Genomic DNA, 22,210 nt, shown 5'->3' with positions numbered 1-22,210 from the left:
TCGCACCAATGCGATAACTGCGAACCCGCAAGCCAAAGCTGACAGTTCCAACCGAAGCTGTGATTTCAATGTGAGGCTTGGAGATAACTAGGATGCCCAATTTTCTGGACTGGACAACCAAAATATATCCCGTCAATGTGCCCGGACATCGGTGGACACTTATGGAAACTGGATGATTGTGGTATAGAGTGTGGGAAGCAACCATTTGGCATAATGAATTGATTTTAATATCAAATTCTTAGGTGTGAACTTTCTAAGTCCTCCGTCTCCGCCATTTTTTCCTTCAGGTTCCGTGCGATGATCAAGTCCCGCTTCGGTACCTTTCGTGGGCTGGTTCGGCTCGCTCTATCCTATCCCCAAATGCTGCTGGGCCGATCGGCTGCGCCGGCGCCCGATGCGGCGCAGGTGCGGCGACTGGTGTTTGTGTGTCAGGGCAATATCTGCCGCAGTGCCTTTGCCGATGTGGCGGCGCGGCGGGCGGGGCTGAACGTCGCGTCCTTCGGCCTGTCCACCACCAGCGGGCGCGGCGCGCATCCGCCCGCGATATTGGCGGCGCAGGCGCTGGGCCATGACCTGTCGGCGCACCGGGCGATCGACATGCAGGATTATGAGCCGCAGGAGGGCGACCTGCTGCTGGCGATGGAGGTGCGGCAGCTGCACCGGCTGGCCGCCGATCCGCGCCTGAAAGACCTGCCGCGCATGCTGCTGGGGCGCTGGACCCGACCGATGCTGCCGCATCTGCATGACCCATATCGCCTGGACGATCGCTATATGGCGACCTGCCTGACGCGAATCGACCGCGCAGTCCCGGCTCTGGTCAGGGCTTTTCCCGGCGCACGGCTTTCCTGACCATCTGCGCCAGATCGCGCAGCCAGGGTTTCAGGTCCGAGCGGCTGAACACATAATAGCGCGCGCGCGGATCGAAAAAGGCCAGCAGATAGCCGGCCAGATCGCGGAGCGGGCGACGGCGGAAGAAGGGATCGCCGATCCGGCGGGAGGCGAAGAGGATGCGGGCCAGCCGCTTGGTTTCCGGCACCATATAGCGGGCGCGCAGATCGTCGCGCGGCGTGGGGGCGGGATCGGTCTGGCCCAGCACGGCGCGGCGATAGGCCTCCCACGCGAAGGTCGCGCCGCAATGGAGCGCCAGCGGCAGGCTGCCCCAGAAACGGCCGTTCACCTCCATCAGCCAATAATGGCCACTGGCGGGGTCATAGCGATATTCGACCATCGCCTGGCCTTCCCAGTCGAGCGCGCGCAGCAGCTTTTCCGACAGCGCCATTTGCGGGCCATGGGCGTCGACAGGCTCGGCGCGGCAAAGGGTGGAAACCCCGCCTTCGGGCGGCCATTCGTGCAGGCGACGATGCTGGAAGCGCAGGGTGGCCTGCCCATCGGCCATGTAGAGCATCTGGCCCAGGCCCACGCCGCGACAATATTGCTGGATCAGCGGCCAGCGGCCGATCGGCGCGTAGCGGGCCAGCAGGGCGAGCAACTGGTCCGCGTCACGAATATAGTCGGTCTTGATCCATTCGAGGCCCGCCTGTTCGAGCAAGGCCATGATTTCGGGCGGATTGGCCCATTTGGCGACCAGCGGATAGCGCATCTGCGCGGCGCGGGCGGCGAAATCCTCATGACCCAGCGGCTGCCATGTCTGGGGCACGCGCAGGCCGGCCGCCGAAGCCGCCTCGATCGTCTGCATCTTGTCCAGCACCCGGTCGAGCCGATCGGGTCGGGGGACAAGGATGTGGCAGGGGCCGATCATCGGCGGCAACGCGGCCAGTTGCAGCAGGTCGGTTTCGGAAATGGCCAGCACGGCGCGGGCGCCGGTGCGGACGATCAGACCGGGCAGCCAGTCGGCGATCGGGCCGGCCGGGCGCTGGGTCCAGCCCGTGCAATAGCGCGAGGCGGTGACGATCGAGTGCGAATCGCGCGCGATGCCGTGCACGGACACGCCATGCCGGCCCAGATCGCGCACGACCGCAAGGCCGATGGCGTTTTCCAGACCCAGGACGATCGCGCCGGGCAGCGCCGTCACGCAGGCACCAGCCGATGTTCGTAACGCCAGGTCGCCCAAGCCTGTGCAGCGAGGCGCATCCCGGTGCGCAGGCGGCTGGGCGCGGCGCGACTGAGCGGACGGGCCGGTCGGTCGGCAAGGTCGGTGGACAGATCGTTGAAGCCCGCGCCCCGGACACCGGGCAGGCGGGCCGCTTCCCGGCACAAGGCTTCGAACCGGGCGATGACGGCGCTATTGGGCCGCTGACGATCGCGCGAGAGCATTTCGAAACTATGGGTGACGACATTGAAGGCGTCATGGCCATCGCGCACCGCATGGCGCAGGCCCGCGCGCATTTCGGCGGCGGACATGGCGCAGATCTGGGCCGGGCGGAAACCGCCGGGCCGGTCCTCTATGCCCGATACCGGCAGTTCGGCGACGCCATGCGCACGGGTCGCGCCGATCTGCGCCCGATCGGCAGATATGCCGCATCCATGGCCGAGATAGGCGGGATTGACGCTGCTGTCCCATATGACGCCCAGGGTCGCGAGCGCGCGCAGCGTATCGTCATTGGCGCCGAAATTGCCGGCGCGAAAGGCGGTGATGGCGGGGGCGCCGGCCTGTTCCAGCAGGCGCCTGGCATGGCCGAGCAGGATGATCTGATCGTCCAGCGAGAAATCGCCGATACTATGCCCCTGCCGGTCGCCGACCGGCGAATCCTTCGCCCAGGCGAGCCATTCGGTGTGGATGTGCATCTGCACTTCATGCCCGCGCGCGACGATGGCGCCGACGATGGGGGCCAGGAAATCCGCGCCGTGGACCAGCGCCGGCATGGGATCGAGAAAGAAGACACCCTTGAGACCGTGGCGGTCGAGCAGGTCCATCTGCCAGCCGATGCCGAAGGCGCCGGCCCGCGTGCGCGCCCAGATCGACCGGTCGACATTGTCGACGAGACTCATCCCCCGCTGGTGCAGCGAAGCGGAGAGTTCGGTATCGACGGTGATCAGCAACGCGGTCATGCAGGGGTCCGGTCCGGGGGCAACGATCAGGCGATAGATGGTCTGCGTTAAGGAGGGGTAATGTTTCCCCCGCATGTCCGATAGGAATTTCTACCGAAATATGCGCCCCTGAACCTTGCTATCTCCTGAAGACGACGCCCCCGCCGCGAACCCTTCATTGCAACAGCGCAAATTCCCCGTAATTGCCCTGGAAGAACAGCAGGGGGCTGCCCGGACGATCGACTTCCAGCGCGATCACGCGGCCGAGCGCGATATAATGGTCGCCCGCTTCATGCACGGCGTCGAGCGTGCAGTCGATCCAGGCGACGACATCGTCCAGGATCGGCGAGCCATTGGCCGACACGCGGTGGGACAGGCCGGCGAACTTGTCCGGGCCGGGACCGGCGACCTGGCGGCAGAGCGGCAACTGGTCGCTGGCGAGCACATTGACGCAGAATTTGCCGACCGCCTGGATGCGCGGCCAGCTTCCCGAACTTTTGGCCGGGAAGAAAGCGACCAGCGGCGGATCGAGCGAGACCGAGGTGAAGGAGCCGACGACCATGCCGACCGGCATGCCGTCCGCCTCCACCGCGGTCACGATGCAGACGCCGGTGGGGTAATGGCCCAGCACCCGGCGAAAGGTCGCATTGTCGAAACTGGCCACGCTCATGCCTTGCTCCCGAGACGGTTCATGCCTCCCCCTCTCGCGCAGAATGGCCCCCAAGCAAATGATAAAGCGCGGGCCACCGACGAGAAAATCTCAGTCGATGGCCCGGAACCGATCAGAGCGCGACGCCGCCGGCCGCCAGAACCGCCAGCGTGAGCAGTTCGGAGGCGTTGGAGGACATGGTGGCGATCTGGACCGATTTTTCCATGCCGACCAGCAGCGGGCCGATCGTCGTCGTGCCGCCCAGTTCGCGCAGCAGCTTGGCCGAGATATTGGCCGATTGCAGGCCGGGCATGACCAGCACATTGGCCGGGCCGGACAGGCGGCTGAACGGGTAGCTTTTCATGACGGTGGGGTTGAGCGCGGCGTCCGGCGTCATTTCGCCTTCATATTCGAAATCGACGGCCCGTTCGTCGAGCAACTTCACGGCGTCGCGGACATTGTCCAGGAAGGCGCCGGGCGGGTTGCCGAAATTGGAGTAGGAGAGGAAGGCGACGCGCGGGTCATGGCCCATGCGGCGGGCGACGGCGACGGTGCCCTCCGCAATATCGGCCAGTTCGATGGCCGAGGGGCGTTCATGCACGGTGGTGTCGGCCAGGAACACGGTCTTGTCCTTGGTCACCATGACATGGATGCCGAAGGGGGTGCGGCCCGGCGCCGGGTCCATCACCCGCTTCACTTCGCGCAGCGTCTGGCCATAGGGACGGGTCATGCCGGTGATCATCGCATCGGCCACGCCCATCTTGACCAGCAGCGTACCGAAGATGTGGCGATCGCGATTGACCATGCGCTCGCAATCACGGCGCAGGTAACCGCGCCGTTGCAGGCGGGCATAGAGCAGGTCGACCATGTCGGGCACCAGCGGCGAGTTGACGCTGTTGTGCAGTTCGAAACTTTCAGGATCGCGCACGCCCAGTGCCTTGAGCTTTTCCATGACATCGTCGCGGCCGACCAGCACCGGGATGCCATAGCCCAGCTCGCGGAACTGGATGGCGGCGCGCAGCACCACTTCCTCCTCCGCTTCGGCGAAGACGACGCGCTTGGGATTGGCCTTGGCGATTTCATAGGCGCTGGTGAGGACCGACGTGGTCGGGTTGAGGCGGGCTTTCAAAGACTGGCGATAGGCGGCCATATCCTCGATCGGCTTTTGCGCGACGCCGGTTTCCATCGCGGCCTGCGCGACGGCGGCGGGCACGACTTCCATCAGGCGCGGGTCGAAGGGCGCGGGGATGATATATTCGGGGCCGAAGCTGTGCGCGCGGCCATAGGCCTTGGCGACTTCCTCCGGTACCTGTTCGCGCGCCAGTTCGGCGATGGCATGGGCGGCGGCCAGTTTCATCGCGTCGTTGATGCCGGTCGCCCGCACATCGAGCGCGCCACGGAAGATGAAGGGGAAGCCCAGGACATTGTTGACCTGATTGGGGAAGTCGGAGCGGCCGGTGGCGACGATGGCGTCGGGGCGGACGGCATGGGCGTCGGGCGGCAGGATTTCCGGGTCGGGATTGGCCATGGCGAAGATGATGGGATTGGGGGCCATCGACTTCACCATGTCCTGCGACATGGCGCCGGCGACCGAGAGGCCGAGGAACACGTCGGCGCCCTTGACCGCTTCGGTGAGGGTCCGGGCGTCGGTCCTGACCGCATGGGCCGACTTCCACTGGTTCATGCCCTCGGTGCGGCCCTGATAGATGACGCCCTTGCTGTCGCACATGATGACATGGTCATGGGGGACACCGAGCGCCTTGATCAGTTCGGTGCAACTGATGGAGGCGGCGCCCGCGCCGTTCACCACCACCTTCATATCCTTCATGTCGCGGCCGGTGAGCAGCGCCGCGTTGATGACGCCCGCCGCCGCGATGATCGCCGTGCCATGCTGGTCGTCATGAAAGACCGGGATGTTCATCCGTTCCTTCAGCGTCTGTTCGATGATGAAACATTCGGGCGCCTTGATATCTTCAAGGTTGATGCCGCCGAAGGTCGGCTCCATCAGTTCGACCGCGTCGATGAAGCGATCGACATCTTCGGTCTTGAGTTCGATGTCGATGCTGTCGACGTCGGCGAAGCGCTTGAACAGCACCGCCTTGCCCTCCATCACCGGCTTGGACGCGAGCGCGCCGAGATTGCCGAGGCCCAGGATCGCCGTGCCGTTGGAGATGACCGCAACCAGATTGCCCTTGGCCGTATAATCATAGGCGGTCGCGGGGTCGGCGGCGATGGCGCGCACCGGGACGGCGACGCCGGGGGAATAAGCGAGGCTGAGGTCGCGCTGCGTCGCCATCGGCTTGGACGCGATGATCTCGATCTTGCCGGGACGGCCGGTCGAGTGGAAGAACAGCGCCTCGCGCTCGGAAAATTCCACATTCGATCTGTCGGACATAGCGGCCACCCATATAATGGAACAATAAGCCGGCCCTAGCGGTAAGATTATCCTGTGGGCAAGTGCGAGACGCGCAATTTTCCTGCCCTTCCGGGAAGCGCTGGTTTCAACCCAAGGTTCAGGCTATCGCCCTGCCCCATGGCTTCTTCGACCGACATTCCAGCTTTTGCCGCCGCCCCGACGCCGATGATGGCGCAATATCTGACGCTCAAGGCCGAAGCGCAGGACTGTCTGCTCTTCTATCGTATGGGCGACTTTTTCGAGCTGTTCTTCGACGACGCGAAAATGGCGGCGGCGACGCTGGATATCGCGCTGACCAGCCGGGGTGAACATGGCGGCGCGCCGATCCCGATGTGCGGCGTACCGGTGCATAGCGCCGAAGGCTATCTGGCGCGGCTCATCAAGGGCGGGCATCGCGTCGCCATCGCCGAACAGACCGAGACGCCGGCGCAGGCCAAGGCGCGCGGGGGCAAGACGCTCGTGGCGCGGGCGATCGTACGGTACGTGACCGCCGGCACGCTGACCGAGGAGACATTGCTCGACAGCCGGCGCGACAATATGCTGGTCGCGCTGGCGCAGGTGGGTGGAGACGGATCGGGCGAGATCGGCATTGCCGCCGCCGACATCTCCACCGGCCGGTTCGAGACGATGACCTGCGCGATGGGCGACCTGCCCGCCGAACTGGCTCGGTTGCGGCCGAGCGAAGTGGTGGTGGCCGAAGGATCGGGCATCGAGGTGGCGGACATGCACTTGTTCGACAAGGCTGCCTTTTCCAGCAGCCGGGCCGAGGATGCGCTCAAACGCCTGTTCGGCGTGGCGACGCTGGACGGATTTGGCCAGTTCGGACGCGCCGAGCTGGGGGCGATGGGTGGGTTGATCGCCTATCTGGATCACGCCGGCAAGGGCACCCTGCCCTTCCTGGCCCCGCCGCTGCGCAAGACCAGCGGCGGGCATGTCGCGATCGACGCGGCGACGCGCGAAAGTCTGGAGATCGTATCGACTACGGCAGGTACACGCGCGGGCAGCCTGCTGGGCGCGATCGACCGGACGGTGACGGGCGCGGGCGCGCGGCTGCTGGGACAGGATCTGTCGGCGCCGCTGATGGACCTGGCCATGATCGAGGCGCGGCTGGGGCTGGTCACGCTGTTTCATGACGATGCGACGTTGCGCGACCAGTTGCGCGGCGCGCTGCGGGCGTTGCCGGACATCGGGCGGGCATTGGGGCGCGTGGCGGTGGGGCGTGGCAGCCCGCGCGACCTGGGCCAGTTGCGCGATGGGCTGGGCGAGGCGCGACTATTGCGCGAGCGGTTGGGTCGGATCGCCGATGCGCCGCAGATGCTGGTGCAGTTGCTGCCGGCGCTGGACGGCCATGGCGCACTGGTCGATGCGCTGGCGCGCGCGCTGGTGCCGGCGCCGCCGACCGAGACGGCTGGTGGTGGCTATATTGCCGATGGCTATGATCCGGCGCTGGACGAATTGCGGCGGCTGAGCAGCGACGGCCGCCGCGCCATCGCGTCGCTGGAGGCCAAATATCGCGCGCAGACCGGCATAGCCGCGCTCAAGATCCGGCATAATGGCGTGCTGGGCTATCATGTCGAGGTGCCGGCCCGCGCCGCCGACCAGTTGATGCAGCCCGACAGCGGCTTTACCCATCGCCAGACGCTGGCCGGGGTGGTGCGGTTCAATTCGATCGACCTGCATGAGGAAGCGGGGCGCGTGGCGCAGGCCGGCGCGCATGCACTGGTGGCGGAAGCCGCGCATCTGGAGGAACTGATCGGCGCGGTGCTGGACCGCAAGGCCGACATCGCCCGCGCCGCCGATGCGCTGGCGCGGCTGGACGTGGCGGCTTCTTTGGCCGAACGCGCGGCCGAGGGCGGCTGGCAACGGCCGCATTTCGTCAGTGCGAATGGGGCGGACGATGGGGCGGGACAATGTCTCGACATCATCGGTGGGCGGCATCCGGTGGTCGAAGATGCGCTGCGCAAGGACGGCCAGCCCTTCGTCGCCAATGATTGCCGGTTGAACGAGGGCGACCGGCTGTGGCTGGTCACAGGTCCGAACATGGGCGGCAAGTCGACTTTCCTGCGGCAGAATGCGCTGATCGTCATATTGGCGCAGGCGGGCGGCTATGTGCCGGCACAGGCGGCGACGATGACGCTGGTGGACCGGCTGTTCAGCCGGGTCGGCGCTTCGGACAACCTGGCCAGGGGGCGATCGACCTTCATGGTGGAGATGGTCGAGACGGCGGCGATTCTGGCGCAGGCGACCGAACGCAGCTTCGTCATCCTGGACGAAGTGGGGCGCGGGACGTCCACCTATGACGGGCTGGCGCTGGCATGGGCGGTGGTCGAGGCGGTGCATGAGGTCAATCGCTGCCGCTGCCTGTTCGCGACGCACTATCATGAACTGACGCGGCTGGCCGAGACGCTGTCGTCGCTCTCGCTGCACCATGTCCGGGCGCGCGAGTGGAAGGGCGACCTCATCCTGCTGCACGAACTGGCGCAGGGGCCGGCGGATCGCAGCTATGGTCTGGCGGTGGCGCGGCTGGCAGGGCTGCCGCCGGCGGTGCTGAAGCGCGCGAAGGATGTGCTGGCGCGGCTGGAGGCGGGCAAGGCGAAGACCGGCGGGATCGCGGCGGGGCTGGACGACCTGCCGCTGTTCGCGGCGGTGGCGGCGATCGAGGAGGAGAAAGTCGATCCGCTGCTCGCGGCGATCGCGGCGATCGACGCCGACGCCCTGTCCCCGCGTGAGGCGCTCGATCACATATATCGGCTGAAACAACTGGCCGCTGAGCGGCGGTCCGACTAGAGAAACCATATGGGCATACAGTATCCAGCGCTGGGATCGCGGCGTGCGATCATCGACCGGCGCGCCATTTCCGACACGATCAACGCCCTGGCGCAAGAGCATCGGGGCGACGCCATGCGCCTGCGCGGCGCAATCGTGAAGGAATTGAAGGCGGCGCTGGACGAGGGCCGGGCCGAAGTCGCTCGCCGGCTGAGCGCCAAGCCGACGCGCGGGCGGGAATCGGTGACGGCCTTCGCCTTCCTGATCGACCAGATTTTGCGGCTGCTCTACGATGCGACGACGCACCACCTTTATCCCGCCGGCAATCGCAGCACCGGCGAGCGGATCGCGCTGATCGCCGTGGGCGGCTATGGCCGGGGCGAGATGGCGCCGCACAGCGACGTCGATATCGGCTTCATCACGCCCTGGAAGCCAACCGGCTGGACCGAGCAGGTGATCGAATCCATGCTCTATTCGCTGTGGGACCTGGGGCTGAAGATCGGACATAGCAGTCGATCCGTCGATGAGACGATGCGGATGGCCAAGAGCGACCTGACGATCCGCACCGCGCTGCTGGAGGCGCGCTATGTCTGGGGCGACCGGGCGCTCTATGAGGAGACATCGGTCCGCTTCGATGCCGAAGTGATGCAGGGCAATGCCCGCGCCTTCGTGACCGAAAAGCTGGTCGAGCGCGACGAGCGGCACAAGCGGATGGGCGACAGCCGCTATGTCGTCGAGCCGAACGTGAAGGAAGGCAAGGGCGGGCTGCGCGACCTGCATACGCTGTTCTGGATCGGCAAATATGTGAACCGGGTGCGATCGGTCGCCGAACTGGTCGATGTCGGCCTGCTGACGGACGCCGAGTTGCGCCAGTTCCAGAAGGCCGAGGATTTCCTGTGGGCGGTACGGTGCCACCTGCACACCATCACCGGGCGGGCCGAGGATCGGCTGACCTTCGACCTCCAGCTCGAAACCGCGACGCGGATGCACTTTACCGGGCGCGCGGGACGGTCCGGGGTCGAGCGCTTCATGCGCTATTATTTCCTGAACGCGAAGACGGTGGGCGATTTGACCGCCGTGTTCCTGGCCCATCTGGACGACCAGATGGCGGAAAAGGGGCGGCGCTATATCCCGTCCATCTTCCGCCGGCCCAAGAAGCTGGACGGGTTCGTGCTGGAGCGCGGGCGGATCGCGCTGCCGAGCGACGATTTCTTTCAGGCGGACCCGGTGCGGTTGCTGGAAATATTCGCCGTGGCGGATCGGCATGAATTGCAGATTCACCCCAGCGCGATGCGCGCCGCCAGCCGCGATGCGGGCCTGATCACCGCCAGGATACGCAAGGATGCCCGCGCCAACGCCGCCTTCATGGATGTGCTGACCAGCCCGCGCGATCCCGAAACGGTGCTGCGCTGGATGAACGAATCCACGGTGTTCGGCCGGTTCGTGCCCGATTTCCGCCGCGTCGTCGCGCAGATGCAGTTCGATATGTATCATCATTATACGGTCGATGAGCATACCATCCGCGCCGTCGGCCTGCTGTCGCGGATCGAGAAGGGCGAGCTGGGGCAGGACCATCCGCTGGCGAGCGATCTGATGGGCAAATTGCTGTCGCGCCGCGCGCTCTATGTCGCGGTGCTGCTGCACGATATCGCCAAGGGACGCGGCGGCGATCATAGCCTGTTGGGCGCGGAGGTGGCGGAGCATCTGTGCCCGCGGCTTGGCCTGACGCCGGCGGAGACGGAGACGGTCGCCTGGCTGGTGCGATACCATCTGCTGATGTCGGCCACCGCCTTCAAGCGTGACCTGGCCGATTACAAGACGATCCTCGACTTCGTGGATGTCGTGCAGAGCCCGGAGCGGCTGCGGCTGCTGCTGTGCCTGACCGTGGTGGATATTCGCGCGGTGGGACCGGGCGTATGGAATAGCTGGAAACGGCAGTTGCTGGGCGACCTGTATGACGCGGCCGAGGAAGTGCTGCGGCTGGGCCACAAGCAGAAGGGGCGTAGCGAGCGGGTAGCGATGAAGCAGGCGGCTTTGCGCGCGGCGCTGGGCATGGACGAGGCGACCTTCGCCGCGTTCGGCAAGCGGCTCCCCGAAAGCTACTGGATCGCCGAGCCGGACGATATCCTGTTCCACAACGCCCAGCATATATTGGCGGCGGGCGACGCGCAGTTGTCGATCGCGGCGCAATATTATCCGCAGCGCGGCGCGACGCTGGTGACGGTTTATGCCGCCGACCATCCCGGGCTGTTCTATCGCATCGCCGGCGCCATCCATCTGGCCGGCGGCAACATCATCGACGCGCGCATCCACACGACCCGCGACGGCGTGGCGATCGACAATTTCCTGGTGCAGGACCCGCTGGGCGGCGCGTTCCACAGCGACGACCAGCTCAGGCGGATTCGCGGCGCGATCGAGGATTCCTTGTCCAACCGGCACCGGATGATCACCAAGCTGGCCGCGCGCCCCCTGCCCCGCACCCGCGCAGAGGCGTTCCGCATCGAGCCCAATGTGCTGATCGACAACAAGGCGTCGAACCGCTTTACCGTCGTGGAAGTCAATGCGCGCGACCGGCCGGCGCTGCTGTTCAGCCTCGCCAATGCGCTGTTCCAGTCGAAGGTGACGGTGCACAGCGCCCATGTCGCCACCTATGGCGAACGGGCGGTCGATACTTTCTACGTCACCGACCTGCTGGGCGGAAAGATCGAGAGCAAGGCGCGGTTGCAGACGCTGGAACGGCGCCTGCTGGAGGCGGCAGGCGGTGAAGTGGGCGAGGCGCTGGAGCGAGCGTGAAGCGCCAACCGAATTAAGCGGTAATCTCCATCCCGTCGCCCGGTGCCAGCAATGGCAGGAGCTGAAGCATGTCGTCGCGGTCGATCGCAATGCAGCCTGCCGTGGGGCGGCCTTCGGACAGATGGAAGAAGATGGCGCTGCCCATGCCCGGCACCGGCTGCGCATCATTATGGCCGAGCACGACGATGACGTCATAGGCGTCGTCGGTGCGGATCAGGCTTTCGGCGGAATAGGCACGCGGCAGGCGGACGGGGCGGTTATAGGCCGGGTCGGCGATGTCGTCCGACCAGCCGTCATGGGCACGTATCCAGCGCCAGGGCAGGATTATGCCGGTCGAATCGACCCTGCCGGGGCGCAGCAGGACGCCGCGAATGGGCCATGTGCCCAAAGGCGTGCAGCCATCTCCTTCCCGCTTGTCTGCGGCTGCGCATGCGCCGTTTCGACCGATGGTGCACGCCATGGCGATATCGCCGAAGGTCAGGCGACCTGCGCCGCTTTCGACGCGGATCAGTGTCATAACTGGTGGCCGGTGCGGTCGCGCTTGGTGGCAAGATAGCGTTCATTGTGCGGATTGGCGGCCAGGATGATCGGCAGGCGCTCCGCGACCTTGATTCCGGCCGCTTCCAGCCCCGACACCTTGTTGGGATTGTTGGTGAGCAGGCGGACCTGCCCCACGCCGAGCAGGTCGAGCATGCGCGCCGCGACCGAAAAATCCCGCGCGTCGATCGCAAAGCCGAGGCGCACATTGGCGTCGACCGTGTCGAACCCCTGATCCTGCATTGCGTATGCGCGCAGCTTGTTGACGAGGCCGATGCCGCGCCCTTCCTGCCGCAGATAGAGCAAGATGCCCCATGGCGCGTCGGCGATCCGGTGCAGCGCCTCATGCAGTTGCGGGCCGCAGTCGCATTTCAGGCTGCCCAGCACGTCGCCGGTCAGGCATTCGCTGTGCAGGCGGACGACGGGCGGTGAGCCGTCCCGCTTGCCGACGACCAGCGCAACATGTTCGCGCGGCTCGTCCGGGCTGCGGAAGGCGATGATTTCCGCGCTTTCGCTGGCCGATACGGGCAGGCGCGCGCGGGTGGCGATGGCAAGGTTGGTGGCATCGTCATAGGCAGCGATGGCGGCCGCGCTGACCTCTGCCTCGACCGGGCCGTCGCCCTCAGCCAAGAAATAGGCGGGCAGGATGCCGGCGAGGCGGGCGAGCCGCAGCGCCGCCTTGGCCGCCTGCGGTGCCGGCAAGGCGCGCGCGCGGAACGGCCCCTTGAGCGGTGACGCCAGGTCCAGCACGGGATCGGAAATGGCGGTGGCGACGTCGGCGTCGATCCAGGGCGCGCGCTCGACCAGCACCGGCAGGTCGGGATCGGCGGCGGCGAGTTGATTGGCGAGCTTGAGCGTTTCGGCCCGCGCAGCCGAGATCAGGATGTCGGCGCGGCCTTGCGGATCGAAATCCGCCAGCGTCACCGCGTCCGCACCCTCGATCGCCATCAGGCGGATCGCGCCATCGGGGGCGGTCAGGCGGATCGCCCAGCCACGGCGCAGCGCGTCGATCGCCCGCGCCGCATCCCGCCCGGTCGCGGCGGTCATCAGAAGGCGAACTCGGTGATGATCGGGATATGATCGGACGGCTTGATCCAGCTTCGCGCCGGTTCGACGACACGATGGCTGACCGCCTTGTCCGCGACGTCCTTCGTCATCCACATATGGTCGAGGCGGCGGCCGCGATCCGATTCCGCCCAGTCCTTCGCGCGATAGCTCCACCAGGTGTAGAGACGCGCGGGCGCGGGGTGGAAATGACGGCCGATATCGACCCAGTCGTTCGATGCCTGCAACCGCGCCAGAATCTCGCATTCGATCGGCGTATGGCTGACCACGTTCAGCAACTGCTTGTGGCTCCAGACGTCGCTTTCCAGAGGCGCGATGTTGAAATCGCCGGTCAGGATGGCCGGCTTGTCATCCAGCGCCGACGACCACTGGATCATGCGTTCGATGAAATCGAGCTTCTGGCCGAATTTGGGATTCACGTCCCGGTCGGGAATGTCGCCGCCGGCCGGCACATAGACATTTTCGATGCGCACGCCATTGTCGAGCCGGACGCCGACATGGCGCGCTTCGCCATTGGCCTGCCAGTCGAACCGGTCATCCTCATGCACCGGCACCTTGCTCATGATCGCGACGCCATGGTGCATCCGCTGACCGTTCAGCACCTGATGGACATAGCCCATGCGGCGGAACATTTCGGTGGGGAAAATCTCGTTCACCACCTTGGTTTCCTGCAAGCAGAGGATGTCGGGCGCCTCCATGCGCAGAAGCTGTTCGACGATGTCGATGCGTGCGCGGACGGAGTTGATGTTCCAGGAACAGATGGAGAGAGTGTCGGCCATGGTTCGCAACTAGGAGCGCAAACGGCGTTGCGCAAGCGCCAGGCCTGTGGTGGGCAAAGTAAGACCCCCGCTCCGGGGGCGTGGAACGGGGGTCTCGATCGCGCCCTTGAAGCGCTTCGCGACGCGAGGGGGGACCGGGTAACAGGGGGGAAATCCCGGTTTGGTCTCGCGCCGTGGGTTTCTGATTAGCGGGCCGCATATGAGCGTCAGATGAACGGGCCGGCAAGATTGCGCCCGATGGCTCGGGCCGTCTTGCCGGGCACTCGTGTTAACTGCCGGCCGAGCGACCCCTGGGCCGCGGATCGGTCCAGCGGAAGGCGGAATCGGCGACCGGCGCGCCATAGACTTGATTGGAGAAGCGGACCGCCGTGCGGTTATTCTGCGAATCGAGCATGACCCAGCCATAGAGCTGAAGCCCCGCCGGGCCGGACGCATTGCGTTTGAAGATCATCGTGATGGTGCCATATTCGGGCCGCTTGGGATCGCGCGCCTCGACGCTGAGCACCGTCGGGTCGCCGGTCGGCACCAGCTTGCCATATTTGGACAGATCCTTCGACGGGTCGAGCAGCGCGCCCAGCGGCGAATTGCCGATCGGCCAGCGCTGCACCTGGCGCACTTCATAGTCGATCATGGTCAGCGCCTTGCCATCGCTGACGATCAGCAGTGGCACGCCCTTCTGATACTGGAAGCGGATCTTGCCCGGCTGCTTCAAGGTCAGCTTGCCGGTCAGCGTCTGACCGTTGCGGTCGGTCTGGCTGAAATCGGCGGTCAGGGTGGTGACGCTGCGGATATAGGCGTTCACCTTGGCAAGGTCGGACTGGTCCTGTTGTTGCGCGGCGACGGGCGCGGTCGGGACGACCAGCGGCGCGGCGGCGAGGACGAGTGCGAGGGGCGCAACGATGCGCTTCATGGCGTTCAACTCCGATTGTTGGGGAGAGAGGGCTAGGTGATGCGGCTTGAACCCGTTCTGAACCCGCCTGTTCCGAAATAGCAAGATATGGAGACGAGTGATGGGGGAGAGCATCCGCGTGGCGCCGGGACGGCACGATCCCCATGCTTCCGCCTCGCCCTGCCGGTCTGACCGGCGGCACCGCTCGAAACATGGTATCGGCGCGGCAGCAACAGCCAGACGCCTAGAGCGCGCTGCGTTAAATCCGATGCAGGTCGCGCGCTCCAGTTTTTTGTTTTCGCATCGTTTTAAGCGAAAAACCGGTTCCCACTTTTCCGCACGATGCTCTGGCTTTCCCCGACCACAAAAAAAAGGGCCGATCTGACGATCAGCCCTGAAAGTTTTTAGGAGAGGATGCCTGAAAGGCCTACTCTCTATGGTCCAACCGGTTCATGACCGCAAATGCGAAGGAAAGCAGCGCGATTGCAGGGAGCGCAATCGTAGCGCTTCCGGCAGGCGTCAGAGCGGATTCCCATTCTCGTCGCGCAGCACTTCGCGGCGGCCGACATGGTTGGGGGGGCCGACCAGACCTTCCTCTTCCATTCGTTCGATCAGGCGCGCCGCCGAGTTGTAGCCGACGCGGAGTTGGCGTTGGAGCCAGCTGGTCGATGCCTTCTGGTTTTCGAACACAAGCTGGCACGCCTTGCGGAACAGTTGCGCGTCGGGGCTGTCGTCGCCCAGGTCCACGCCATCGAGGGCGAAGCTCCCCTCTTCCGGTTCTTCGGTCACGGCCTGGATATAGTCGGGCTGGCCCTGCGCGCGCCAATGGTCGGCAACGACGCGGACTTCGTCGTCCGAGACGAATGGTCCATGGACGCGGGTCAGGCCCTTGCCGCCGTGCATATAAAGCATGTCGCCCTTGCCCAGCAGTTGTTCGGCGCCCTGTTCGCCCAGGATGGTGCGGCTGTCGATCTTGCTCGTGACGAAGAAGCTGATGCGGGTCGGCAGGTTCGCCTTGATGACGCCGGTGATGACGTCGACCGAGGGACGCTGGGTGGCGAGGATGAGGTGGATGCCGGCCGCGCGGGCCTTTTGCGCGAGGCGCTGGATCAGGAATTCGACTTCCTTGCCTGCCGTCATCATGAGGTCAGCCAATTCGTCGACCACCACCACGATCTGTGGCAGCGGCTGGAAATCGAGCTGCTCCTCTTCATAGATGGGCTTGCCGTTTTCGGGATCGTAGCCGGTCTGGACGCGGCGGCCGAGCGGCTTGCCCTTGGCCTTCGCCGCGCGGACCTTCTCATTATAATTGGCGAGGTTGCGGACGGAGATGGACGCCATCATGCGATAACGGTCCTCCATCTGCTCCACCGCCCATTTCAATGCGCGGATCGCCTTGGCCGGTTCGGTGACGACCGGGGAGAGGAGATGCGGGATGTCGTCATAGGTCGACAGTTCCAGCATCTTGGGATCGATCATGATGAGGCGCAACTGATCGGGCGTCATGCGGTAGAGCAGCGACAGGATCATCGCGTTGAGGCCGACGGATTTACCCGATCCGGTCGTACCCGCGATCAGCAGGTGCGGCATGGGCGCGAGGTCGGCGATGATCGGTTCGCCCGAAATATTCTTGCCCAATATGATCGGCAGGGTCGCTTCCTGCCCGAATTGCTCGCTGATGATGAGTTCGCGGAAGGACACGCCCTCCCGATTCGCATTGGGCAGTTCGATGCCGATGACGGTGCGGCCGGGAATCGTCGCGACACGGGCGGACAGCGCCGACATGTTGCGGGCGATATCGTCCGCCAGCGCGATGACGCGGCTGGCCTTGATGCCCGGCGCGGGTTCCAGTTCGTACATGGTGACGACCGGGCCGGGTCGGACTTCGGTGATGTTGCCCTTCACATGGAAGTCGTCCAGCACCGATTCGAGCAGGCGGGCGTTGCGTTCCAGCGCGGCCTTGTCGATCTTGCCGCCCTGATTGGCGGGAATCGGGTTCAGCAGGTCCGGCGAGGGCAGCGAGCTATGGCCGAACAGATCGTCCTGGCTGACCGGCGCCATCGCGCGCTGCACCGGGGCGGGCTTGGGCGACTGGATGGTGATGGGCGGCTTGGGCTCGTTCGACACCTGCTTGCGCGGGGTGATGACGCGCTCGGCTGGTTCGCCGTCGTCATCATCATCGTCTTGCGCCGCAGCAGCAGTCCCACCGAACCCCAGAGTCGGACGCGGCAGGTTGAGTTTGGGCAGCGAGGGGCGGCGCAGCGCGATGATCGGCTTTTCCAGCGCCAGGCTGCGATAGCAGGCGAACAGGCCGGCGATCAGCGACACGGCGACCAGACCCCCCTTGATCCACGGCGCAGCGGCGGGCGCCTGCGCCGTCAGGCTGGCGATGCCCTTGGCCACGACAAGGCCGATGACGCCGCCCCATCCGGCGGGCAAGCCGACCAGCGGCGCATCCTGAAACAGGGCCAGCGCGATGCCGATCAGGGCGATGCCGAACAGGCATTTGCCGAACTGCGCCTTCCACCCGCGCATATCCTGATCGCCCCATAGACGACGGGCGGTGACGGCCATCAGCGGCAGGATCAGCGCGACCGGCACGCCCAGCAGCCAGAGCAGGAAATCGGCCGCCCATGCGCCGGGCGCCTGCATGATGTTGGCGACATGGTCCCCCGCGACCGTGTTCATCGACGGGTCGCTGGGGGCGTAGCTGAGCAGCGCCAGCGCCAGGAACAGGGTCGCCAGCATGAGCGTGATCGCGCCGATCAGCGCGCCGCTGCGAAGGAGGCTGCGCTTGAGCATTTCGCGCCATTCCGGCGAGCGTTTCACGGTGCGGCCGACGGCCATAATCCTGCTTGTCCCCCAAATGTTCCGTTTCGGCACAATGCCTCGTCGCGCGAGTCCGCGTCAAGGGTGCGACAGTTCGGCTCGTCCCGCACCTGTCAAGATCGACGGGTCCAGATCGGACGGTGGAACCTGACCCCGGCCTTCGCCGGGGAACAGCATTATCGGGCGCTGCGAGCCAGCGCCGCCAGCGCATCGCCGTCGAGCCGCTGGATCGTCCATTCCTCCATCGGCTTTGCCCCGATCGCGCGGTAGACGGCGATGGCGGGTTCGTTCCAGTCGAGCACCGACCATTCGAGCCGGGCGCAATCACGCTCGATCGCCAATTGGGCCAGCCGCGCCAGCAAAGCCTTGCCCGCGCCCAGCCCACGGGCATCGGGCAGGACGAACAGATCCTCCAGATAGATGCCGGGCCGCGCCTCGAAGGTGGAGAAATTGTGGAAGAAGAGGGCGAAGCCGATCGCCGCGCCCGCATGCTCGGCAATCAGCACTTCGGCCATGGGACGCGGGCCGAACAGATGCCGCTCCAGCGTGGCGCGATCCCCCTTCACGTCATGGGCGAGCCGTTCATAGTCGGCCAGCGCGAGGATGAAGGCGTGGATGGTGCCGATATCGCCGGCCACAGCCTCGCGAATGGTGATGCTCATACTGCGCCTGCCTCCAATTGAGAGCCTTTTGGGACCAGATCAGGCCCTTTCGAGCGCGCGGCGATAAGGCAGGCGCCCACGATGAGCAAGGCGCCGGCCACGGTGCTGAGCGTCACATGCTCGCCAAAGGCCAGCCAGCCGACGATCATGGCCCAGACGAAAGCGGTATATTCGACCGGGATCAGCCGCTGCGCCTCTGCCCGCGCATAGGCCCAGGCGAGTGCGGCGAGCGAAGTGAAGGCCAGCGTCGCGGCGAGCAGCACGAGCGGCATCGCGTGGAGCGGCGGGAGGATGGCGAGCCATGGCGCACCGATCGCGAAGACGCCGAGCATGACGAGATGCTGGAAGAAGGCGACCTCGATCGGGGATGCGACCTGCGCCTGTTGTCGCTGGATGATGAGGTTCCAGGCGAACAATATGGCCGAGCCAAGCACTGCCAGCACGCCCAGCAGCGCATCGGCTTCATAGCGGCCCTGCAATTTGCCCGACAGGATCACGCCGACGCCGACCAGTCCGAGCACAGACGCGCCGATCGCGCGGCGCCCGACCTCTTCCTTGAGCAGCAGGGCGGCGAGATAGAGCGCGATGAGCGGCGCGATGAAGGACAGGGCGATCGCTTCGGCCAGCGGCAGGCGCAGGATCGCCCAGAAGAAGAGCAAGGCCATGAAGGCGACAACCGTCCCGCGCAGCAGGTGGATGCGCAGCACCGCCCGCGTCGGCCAGCGATGGCGGGTGAGCAGCATCAGAACGAGGCCCATTACGGTCCCGGTCAGCGCGCGCCAGAACAGGGCGTTGTAGAGGCCGATCGCCAGCCCCAGTCCCTTCATGGCCGCGTCCATCACGGAAAACAGCGCGACACCCGCGCAGCAGACGAGGAAGGGAAGGGCAAAACTGCCCGGCTTATGTGCCATCGCGCAGGGCCAGCAGCCTATTGCGCCGCTGCCACCTTGCCGGCGTCGGTGGATTCCGCTTCCAGCTTTTCCGCCTCGATCGCTGCGGCCTTGGCTTCGACCAGCCGGACGATATGATCGACCATGTCGGCGTCCTGGATGGTGTGATCGGTGACGCCCGACAGATAGACCATATGCTTGCCATTGCCGCCGCCGGTCAGGCCGATGTCGGTTTCGCGCGCTTCGCCGGGACCGTTGACGACGCAGCCAAGCACGGAGAGCGACAGGGGTGTATGGATATGCTGGAGCCGTTCTTCCAGCGCCTGCACCGTGCGGATGACGTCGAAACCCTGCCGCGCGCAGGACGGACAGGAGATGACCTTCACGCCGCGGGTGCGGATGCCCAGCGACTTGAGGATTTCATAACCGACCCGCACTTCCTCTTCGGGTTCGGCGGAGAGCGAGACGCGGATCGTGTCGCCGATCCCGGCCCAGAGCAGGTTGCCTATGCCGATCGCGCTTTTCACCGTGCCGCCGATCAGGCCGCCGGCCTCGGTAATGCCCAGATGCAGCGGACAATCGACCGCGTCGGCAAGCTGCATATAGGCGGCGACGGCGAGAAAGACGTCGCTGGCCTTCACCGCGACCTTATATTCGTGGAAATCCTGATCCTGGAGCAGCTTGATATGATCGAGCGCGGATTCGACCAGCGCCTCCGGGCAAGGCTCGCCATATTTTTCCAGCAGATCCTTTTCGAGGGAGCCGGCATTGACGCCGATGCGGATCGAGCAGCCATTGGCCTTGGCCGCGTCGACCACCTCCTTCACGCGCTTTTCCGACCCGATATTGCCGGGATTGATGCGCAGGCAGGCGGCGCCGGCATCGGCGGCTTCGAGCGCGCGCTTATAATGGAAATGGATGTCGGCGACGATCGGCACCCGCACGGCGCGGACGATCTGCTTCAGCGCGGCGGTGGATTCTTCGTCAGGGCAGGAGACGCGGATGATGTCGACGCCCGCGTCCTCGCACCGGCGGATCTGGTCGATCGTGCCCTTGACGTCATGGGTCAGCGTGTTGGTCATGGTCTGCACCGTGACGGGGGCATTGCCGCCGACCGGGACGTTGCCGACCATGATCTGGCGCGACTGGCGCCGCGCTATGTCGCGCCAGGGGCGCAGGCCGGGATTATGGTCGGACATGAAAAGAGGCTCCGTAAGCTACGGAGCCTCTATAGGGATGTTTGGTGACGGTTAGAAGCGCAGCGTCGCAGAAGCGGCGATCTGGTCCGCATTGCCGCTGGTCTGCGCCAAAGTGGTGGCCGTGACGGTCGCGGGCGACGGGAAATAGCTGTCCGGCCGGATGATGTTCGCCTTTTCCACGAAAGTGTGGGCGTAGCTGAGATTCAGCGCGAACGCCTTCGACATGTTCCAGGTCGCGCCGCCGGTCAGCCAGACGCGATCGCCATCGGGGACGCGCGTGGTCAGATGCTGCGGATTGGTGGGTGAACGATCGAACATCGTGCCGGCGCGCACGGTGAAGGCCGGGCTGACATCATATTCGCCACCGACGCTGACCGAATAGCTGTCCTTATAGTCCAGTTCCTTGTTGGTCGTGCCGGCGGCCGAGGTGACCGCGATGCCCTTGAACTTCGACCAATTATACCATTTGCCGGTGACCATCGCGCGCAATTGCGGCGTCAGCTTGTGCATCATGGAGACGGTGACGATGTCGGGCAGGTTCAGCGGCGCGGTGGCGGCAAATTCGCCATTGCCCGCCGCGACCGGACCGAGCAGGCCGGACACGATCTGGGTGCCGGCCAGCGTGTGGCTGATGCCGGAGCGATAATGGACGCCCCAATTGGTATCGCCGGTGGTGTAGAAGAGGCCCGCATTCCAGCCGACCGACCAGTCGTCGCCCTTCAGGCTGGCAAAGCCGTCGGTGGTGGCGAGCGGCGAGAGTTGCGGCAGCGCGTTGGTCAGCGTCGCCTTCACATATTGCACGTCGACGCCCCCGCCGATCGACAGATTGTCGGTCAGCTTATAGGCGGCCGATGGCTGGATGTTGTAGGTTTTGAGGTCGGTGTACAGCGAGTCATAGCGGCCGAAGAAGCCGTCATCATATTCCAGCTTCAGGCCAAAGGGCGCGTTGACGCCCAGGCCGACCCAGAGCCGGTCGCTGACCTGCGCGCTGGCATAGAAGCTGGGGATGGGGATGACGCTTTCGAACGGATTGCCACCGTCATTGCCGCCGACCGGCACCGTTGCGGTCGATCCGGGGATGCTGCGGCGCGAACCGCGATTGGTCTGGTGCGCCGAGGCCATCAGCGCGGAACCGCCGATCGAGGTCTGGATACCCGATAGCTGGGTCATCGCGGCCGGATTGAAATAGATGGTCGAGGGATCATCGCCCGCCGCCGCGCCGCCGGACAAGGCCCGGCCGGTTTCGATCGGCGATTGTTCCTGAAGATAGAAGCCGCCGGCCATGGCGGGAAAGGGAGCAGCCATGACCCCGGTGACGAGGAGGACACGGCTGAGTTGGCGGCGAAGGGACATGAGAAATCCTCTGCTAGGTGGCGACTCTTCTGCTGCCGATCGGCGCCCCTGCAACGCGCGAAACCGGCTTATGAGGCGAGGGGCTTAGCAAAGATGTCGTTAATTTCCAGTGTCGCGCGGCGACCGGCACATGCTTTGGCGCTGCTTGCCTGACGTTTACGGAAAGGAACGCTACGGCTTGGCGGCCATCACAGGCCGCGAAAAAAAATAAAAAAAAGCCGCCCCGGAAGGACGGCCTTGAAGTTTTAGGAGAGGATGCCTGAAAGGCGAGTTCCTTTTGCGGTGCAGCGATGATTGTCGCAAATGCGAAACAGACAAGCATCGTTGCGTTTTATGCAATCGTTATCTCGGGTGCCGCTTTCCGTAAGGGAATGAGTCAGACCTCCCGGTGAAAA

Annotated in this window: 16 protein-coding genes; 3 read left to right on the top strand and 13 right to left on the bottom strand. The window is 65.3% G+C overall.

Translation table 11 applies throughout. The features are described 5' to 3' along the window. The first annotated feature begins 297 nt into the window (after window positions 1-297). Entirely contained in the window at window positions 298-849 is a 552-nt protein-coding gene (locus ASE85_RS06560; protein ID WP_056685507.1) for an arsenate reductase/protein-tyrosine-phosphatase family protein, read from the top strand. Here the strand turns inward: ASE85_RS06560 and ASE85_RS06555 are convergent. The 4 genes from ASE85_RS06555 to ASE85_RS06540 form a co-directional block, all read right to left on the bottom strand. Next, window positions 818-2,032 (bottom strand): carboxylate--amine ligase, encoded by a 1,215-nt coding sequence (locus tag ASE85_RS06555; RefSeq protein ID WP_056685504.1) that lies wholly within the window; start codon window positions 2,030-2,032, stop codon window positions 818-820. The genes ASE85_RS06560 and ASE85_RS06555 overlap by 32 nt on opposite strands. Further along, entirely contained in the window at window positions 2,029-3,009 is a 981-nt protein-coding gene (locus ASE85_RS06550) for a polysaccharide deacetylase family protein (RefSeq protein ID WP_056685501.1), read from the bottom strand. The genes ASE85_RS06555 and ASE85_RS06550 overlap by 4 nt, the downstream gene beginning before the upstream one ends. A 154-nt stretch (window positions 3,010-3,163) precedes the next feature. Beyond that, on the bottom strand, window positions 3,164-3,658 hold the full coding sequence (locus ASE85_RS06545) for a flavin reductase family protein (RefSeq protein ID WP_056685497.1): 495 nt from the start codon (window positions 3,656-3,658) through the stop codon (window positions 3,164-3,166). Between the two features lie 112 nt (window positions 3,659-3,770). Continuing rightward, the gene (locus tag ASE85_RS06540; protein WP_056685494.1) at window positions 3,771-6,032 is read right to left on the bottom strand and encodes an NADP-dependent malic enzyme; all 2,262 of its coding nucleotides are present in this window, start codon (window positions 6,030-6,032) and stop codon (window positions 3,771-3,773) included. Between the two features lie 138 nt (window positions 6,033-6,170). Between ASE85_RS06540 and mutS the strand changes: the two genes are divergently transcribed. Both mutS and ASE85_RS06530 read left to right on the top strand, forming a co-directional pair. Then, window positions 6,171-8,840: a DNA mismatch repair protein MutS gene (gene mutS / locus ASE85_RS06535; RefSeq protein WP_056685491.1), complete on the top strand. Its 2,670-nt coding sequence runs from the start codon at window positions 6,171-6,173 to the stop codon at window positions 8,838-8,840. Window positions 8,841-8,849: 9 nt separating this feature from the next. Further along, window positions 8,850-11,612 carry a [protein-PII] uridylyltransferase gene (locus ASE85_RS06530; RefSeq protein WP_056685488.1) on the top strand — a complete coding sequence of 921 codons (2,763 nt, stop codon included), beginning with the start codon at window positions 8,850-8,852 and terminating at the stop codon, window positions 11,610-11,612. Between the two features lie 13 nt (window positions 11,613-11,625). On the opposite strand, the gene ASE85_RS06525 is transcribed toward ASE85_RS06530, so the two are convergent. From ASE85_RS06525 to ASE85_RS06485, 9 genes are all read right to left on the bottom strand, one after another. Beyond that, complete coding sequence (locus tag ASE85_RS06525; RefSeq protein ID WP_056685485.1) at window positions 11,626-12,129, bottom strand: L,D-transpeptidase family protein; 504 nt, start codon at window positions 12,127-12,129, stop codon at window positions 11,626-11,628. Beyond that, window positions 12,126-13,196, bottom strand: a complete 1,071-nt coding sequence (gene ribA / locus ASE85_RS06520; protein WP_056685483.1) for a GTP cyclohydrolase II — start codon at window positions 13,194-13,196, stop codon at window positions 12,126-12,128. The genes ASE85_RS06525 and ribA overlap by 4 nt, the downstream gene beginning before the upstream one ends. Next, window positions 13,196-13,993: an exodeoxyribonuclease III gene (gene xth / locus ASE85_RS06515; RefSeq protein ID WP_056685481.1), complete on the bottom strand. Its 798-nt coding sequence runs from the start codon at window positions 13,991-13,993 to the stop codon at window positions 13,196-13,198. The genes ribA and xth overlap by 1 nt, the downstream gene beginning before the upstream one ends. Window positions 13,994-14,261: 268 nt before the next feature. Then, on the bottom strand, window positions 14,262-14,903 hold the full coding sequence (locus ASE85_RS06510) for a LolA family protein (RefSeq protein WP_056685478.1): 642 nt from the start codon (window positions 14,901-14,903) through the stop codon (window positions 14,262-14,264). 498 nt (window positions 14,904-15,401) lie between these two features. Then, the gene (locus ASE85_RS06505; protein WP_056685475.1) at window positions 15,402-17,729 is read right to left on the bottom strand and encodes an FtsK/SpoIIIE family DNA translocase; all 2,328 of its coding nucleotides are present in this window, start codon (window positions 17,727-17,729) and stop codon (window positions 15,402-15,404) included. A 158-nt stretch (window positions 17,730-17,887) separates the two neighbouring features. Continuing rightward, window positions 17,888-18,373, bottom strand: coding sequence for a GNAT family N-acetyltransferase (locus ASE85_RS06500; RefSeq protein WP_056685472.1), 486 nt, complete (start codon window positions 18,371-18,373; stop codon window positions 17,888-17,890). Then, a complete protein-coding gene (locus tag ASE85_RS06495) occupies window positions 18,370-19,284 on the bottom strand; it encodes a DMT family transporter (protein ID WP_056685469.1) in 915 nt (304 codons plus the stop codon). Before ASE85_RS06495 ends, ASE85_RS06500 begins: the two co-directional genes overlap by 4 nt. Before the next feature lie 17 nt (window positions 19,285-19,301). After that, complete coding sequence (ispG, locus tag ASE85_RS06490; protein ID WP_056685466.1) at window positions 19,302-20,462, bottom strand: flavodoxin-dependent (E)-4-hydroxy-3-methylbut-2-enyl-diphosphate synthase; 1,161 nt, start codon at window positions 20,460-20,462, stop codon at window positions 19,302-19,304. A gap of 51 nt (window positions 20,463-20,513) precedes the next feature. Then, window positions 20,514-21,815 (bottom strand): OmpP1/FadL family transporter, encoded by a 1,302-nt coding sequence (locus ASE85_RS06485; protein ID WP_056685462.1) that lies wholly within the window; start codon window positions 21,813-21,815, stop codon window positions 20,514-20,516. Window positions 21,816-22,210 lie beyond the last annotated feature (395 nt).

Origin of the sequence: Sphingobium sp. Leaf26 (assembly GCF_001421665.1) — a bacterium.
Classification (GTDB): Bacteria; Pseudomonadota; Alphaproteobacteria; order Sphingomonadales; family Sphingomonadaceae; genus Sphingobium.
Note: the sequence above shows the minus strand (reverse complement) of the source record. Positions and strands in the feature narration are given on the sequence as shown.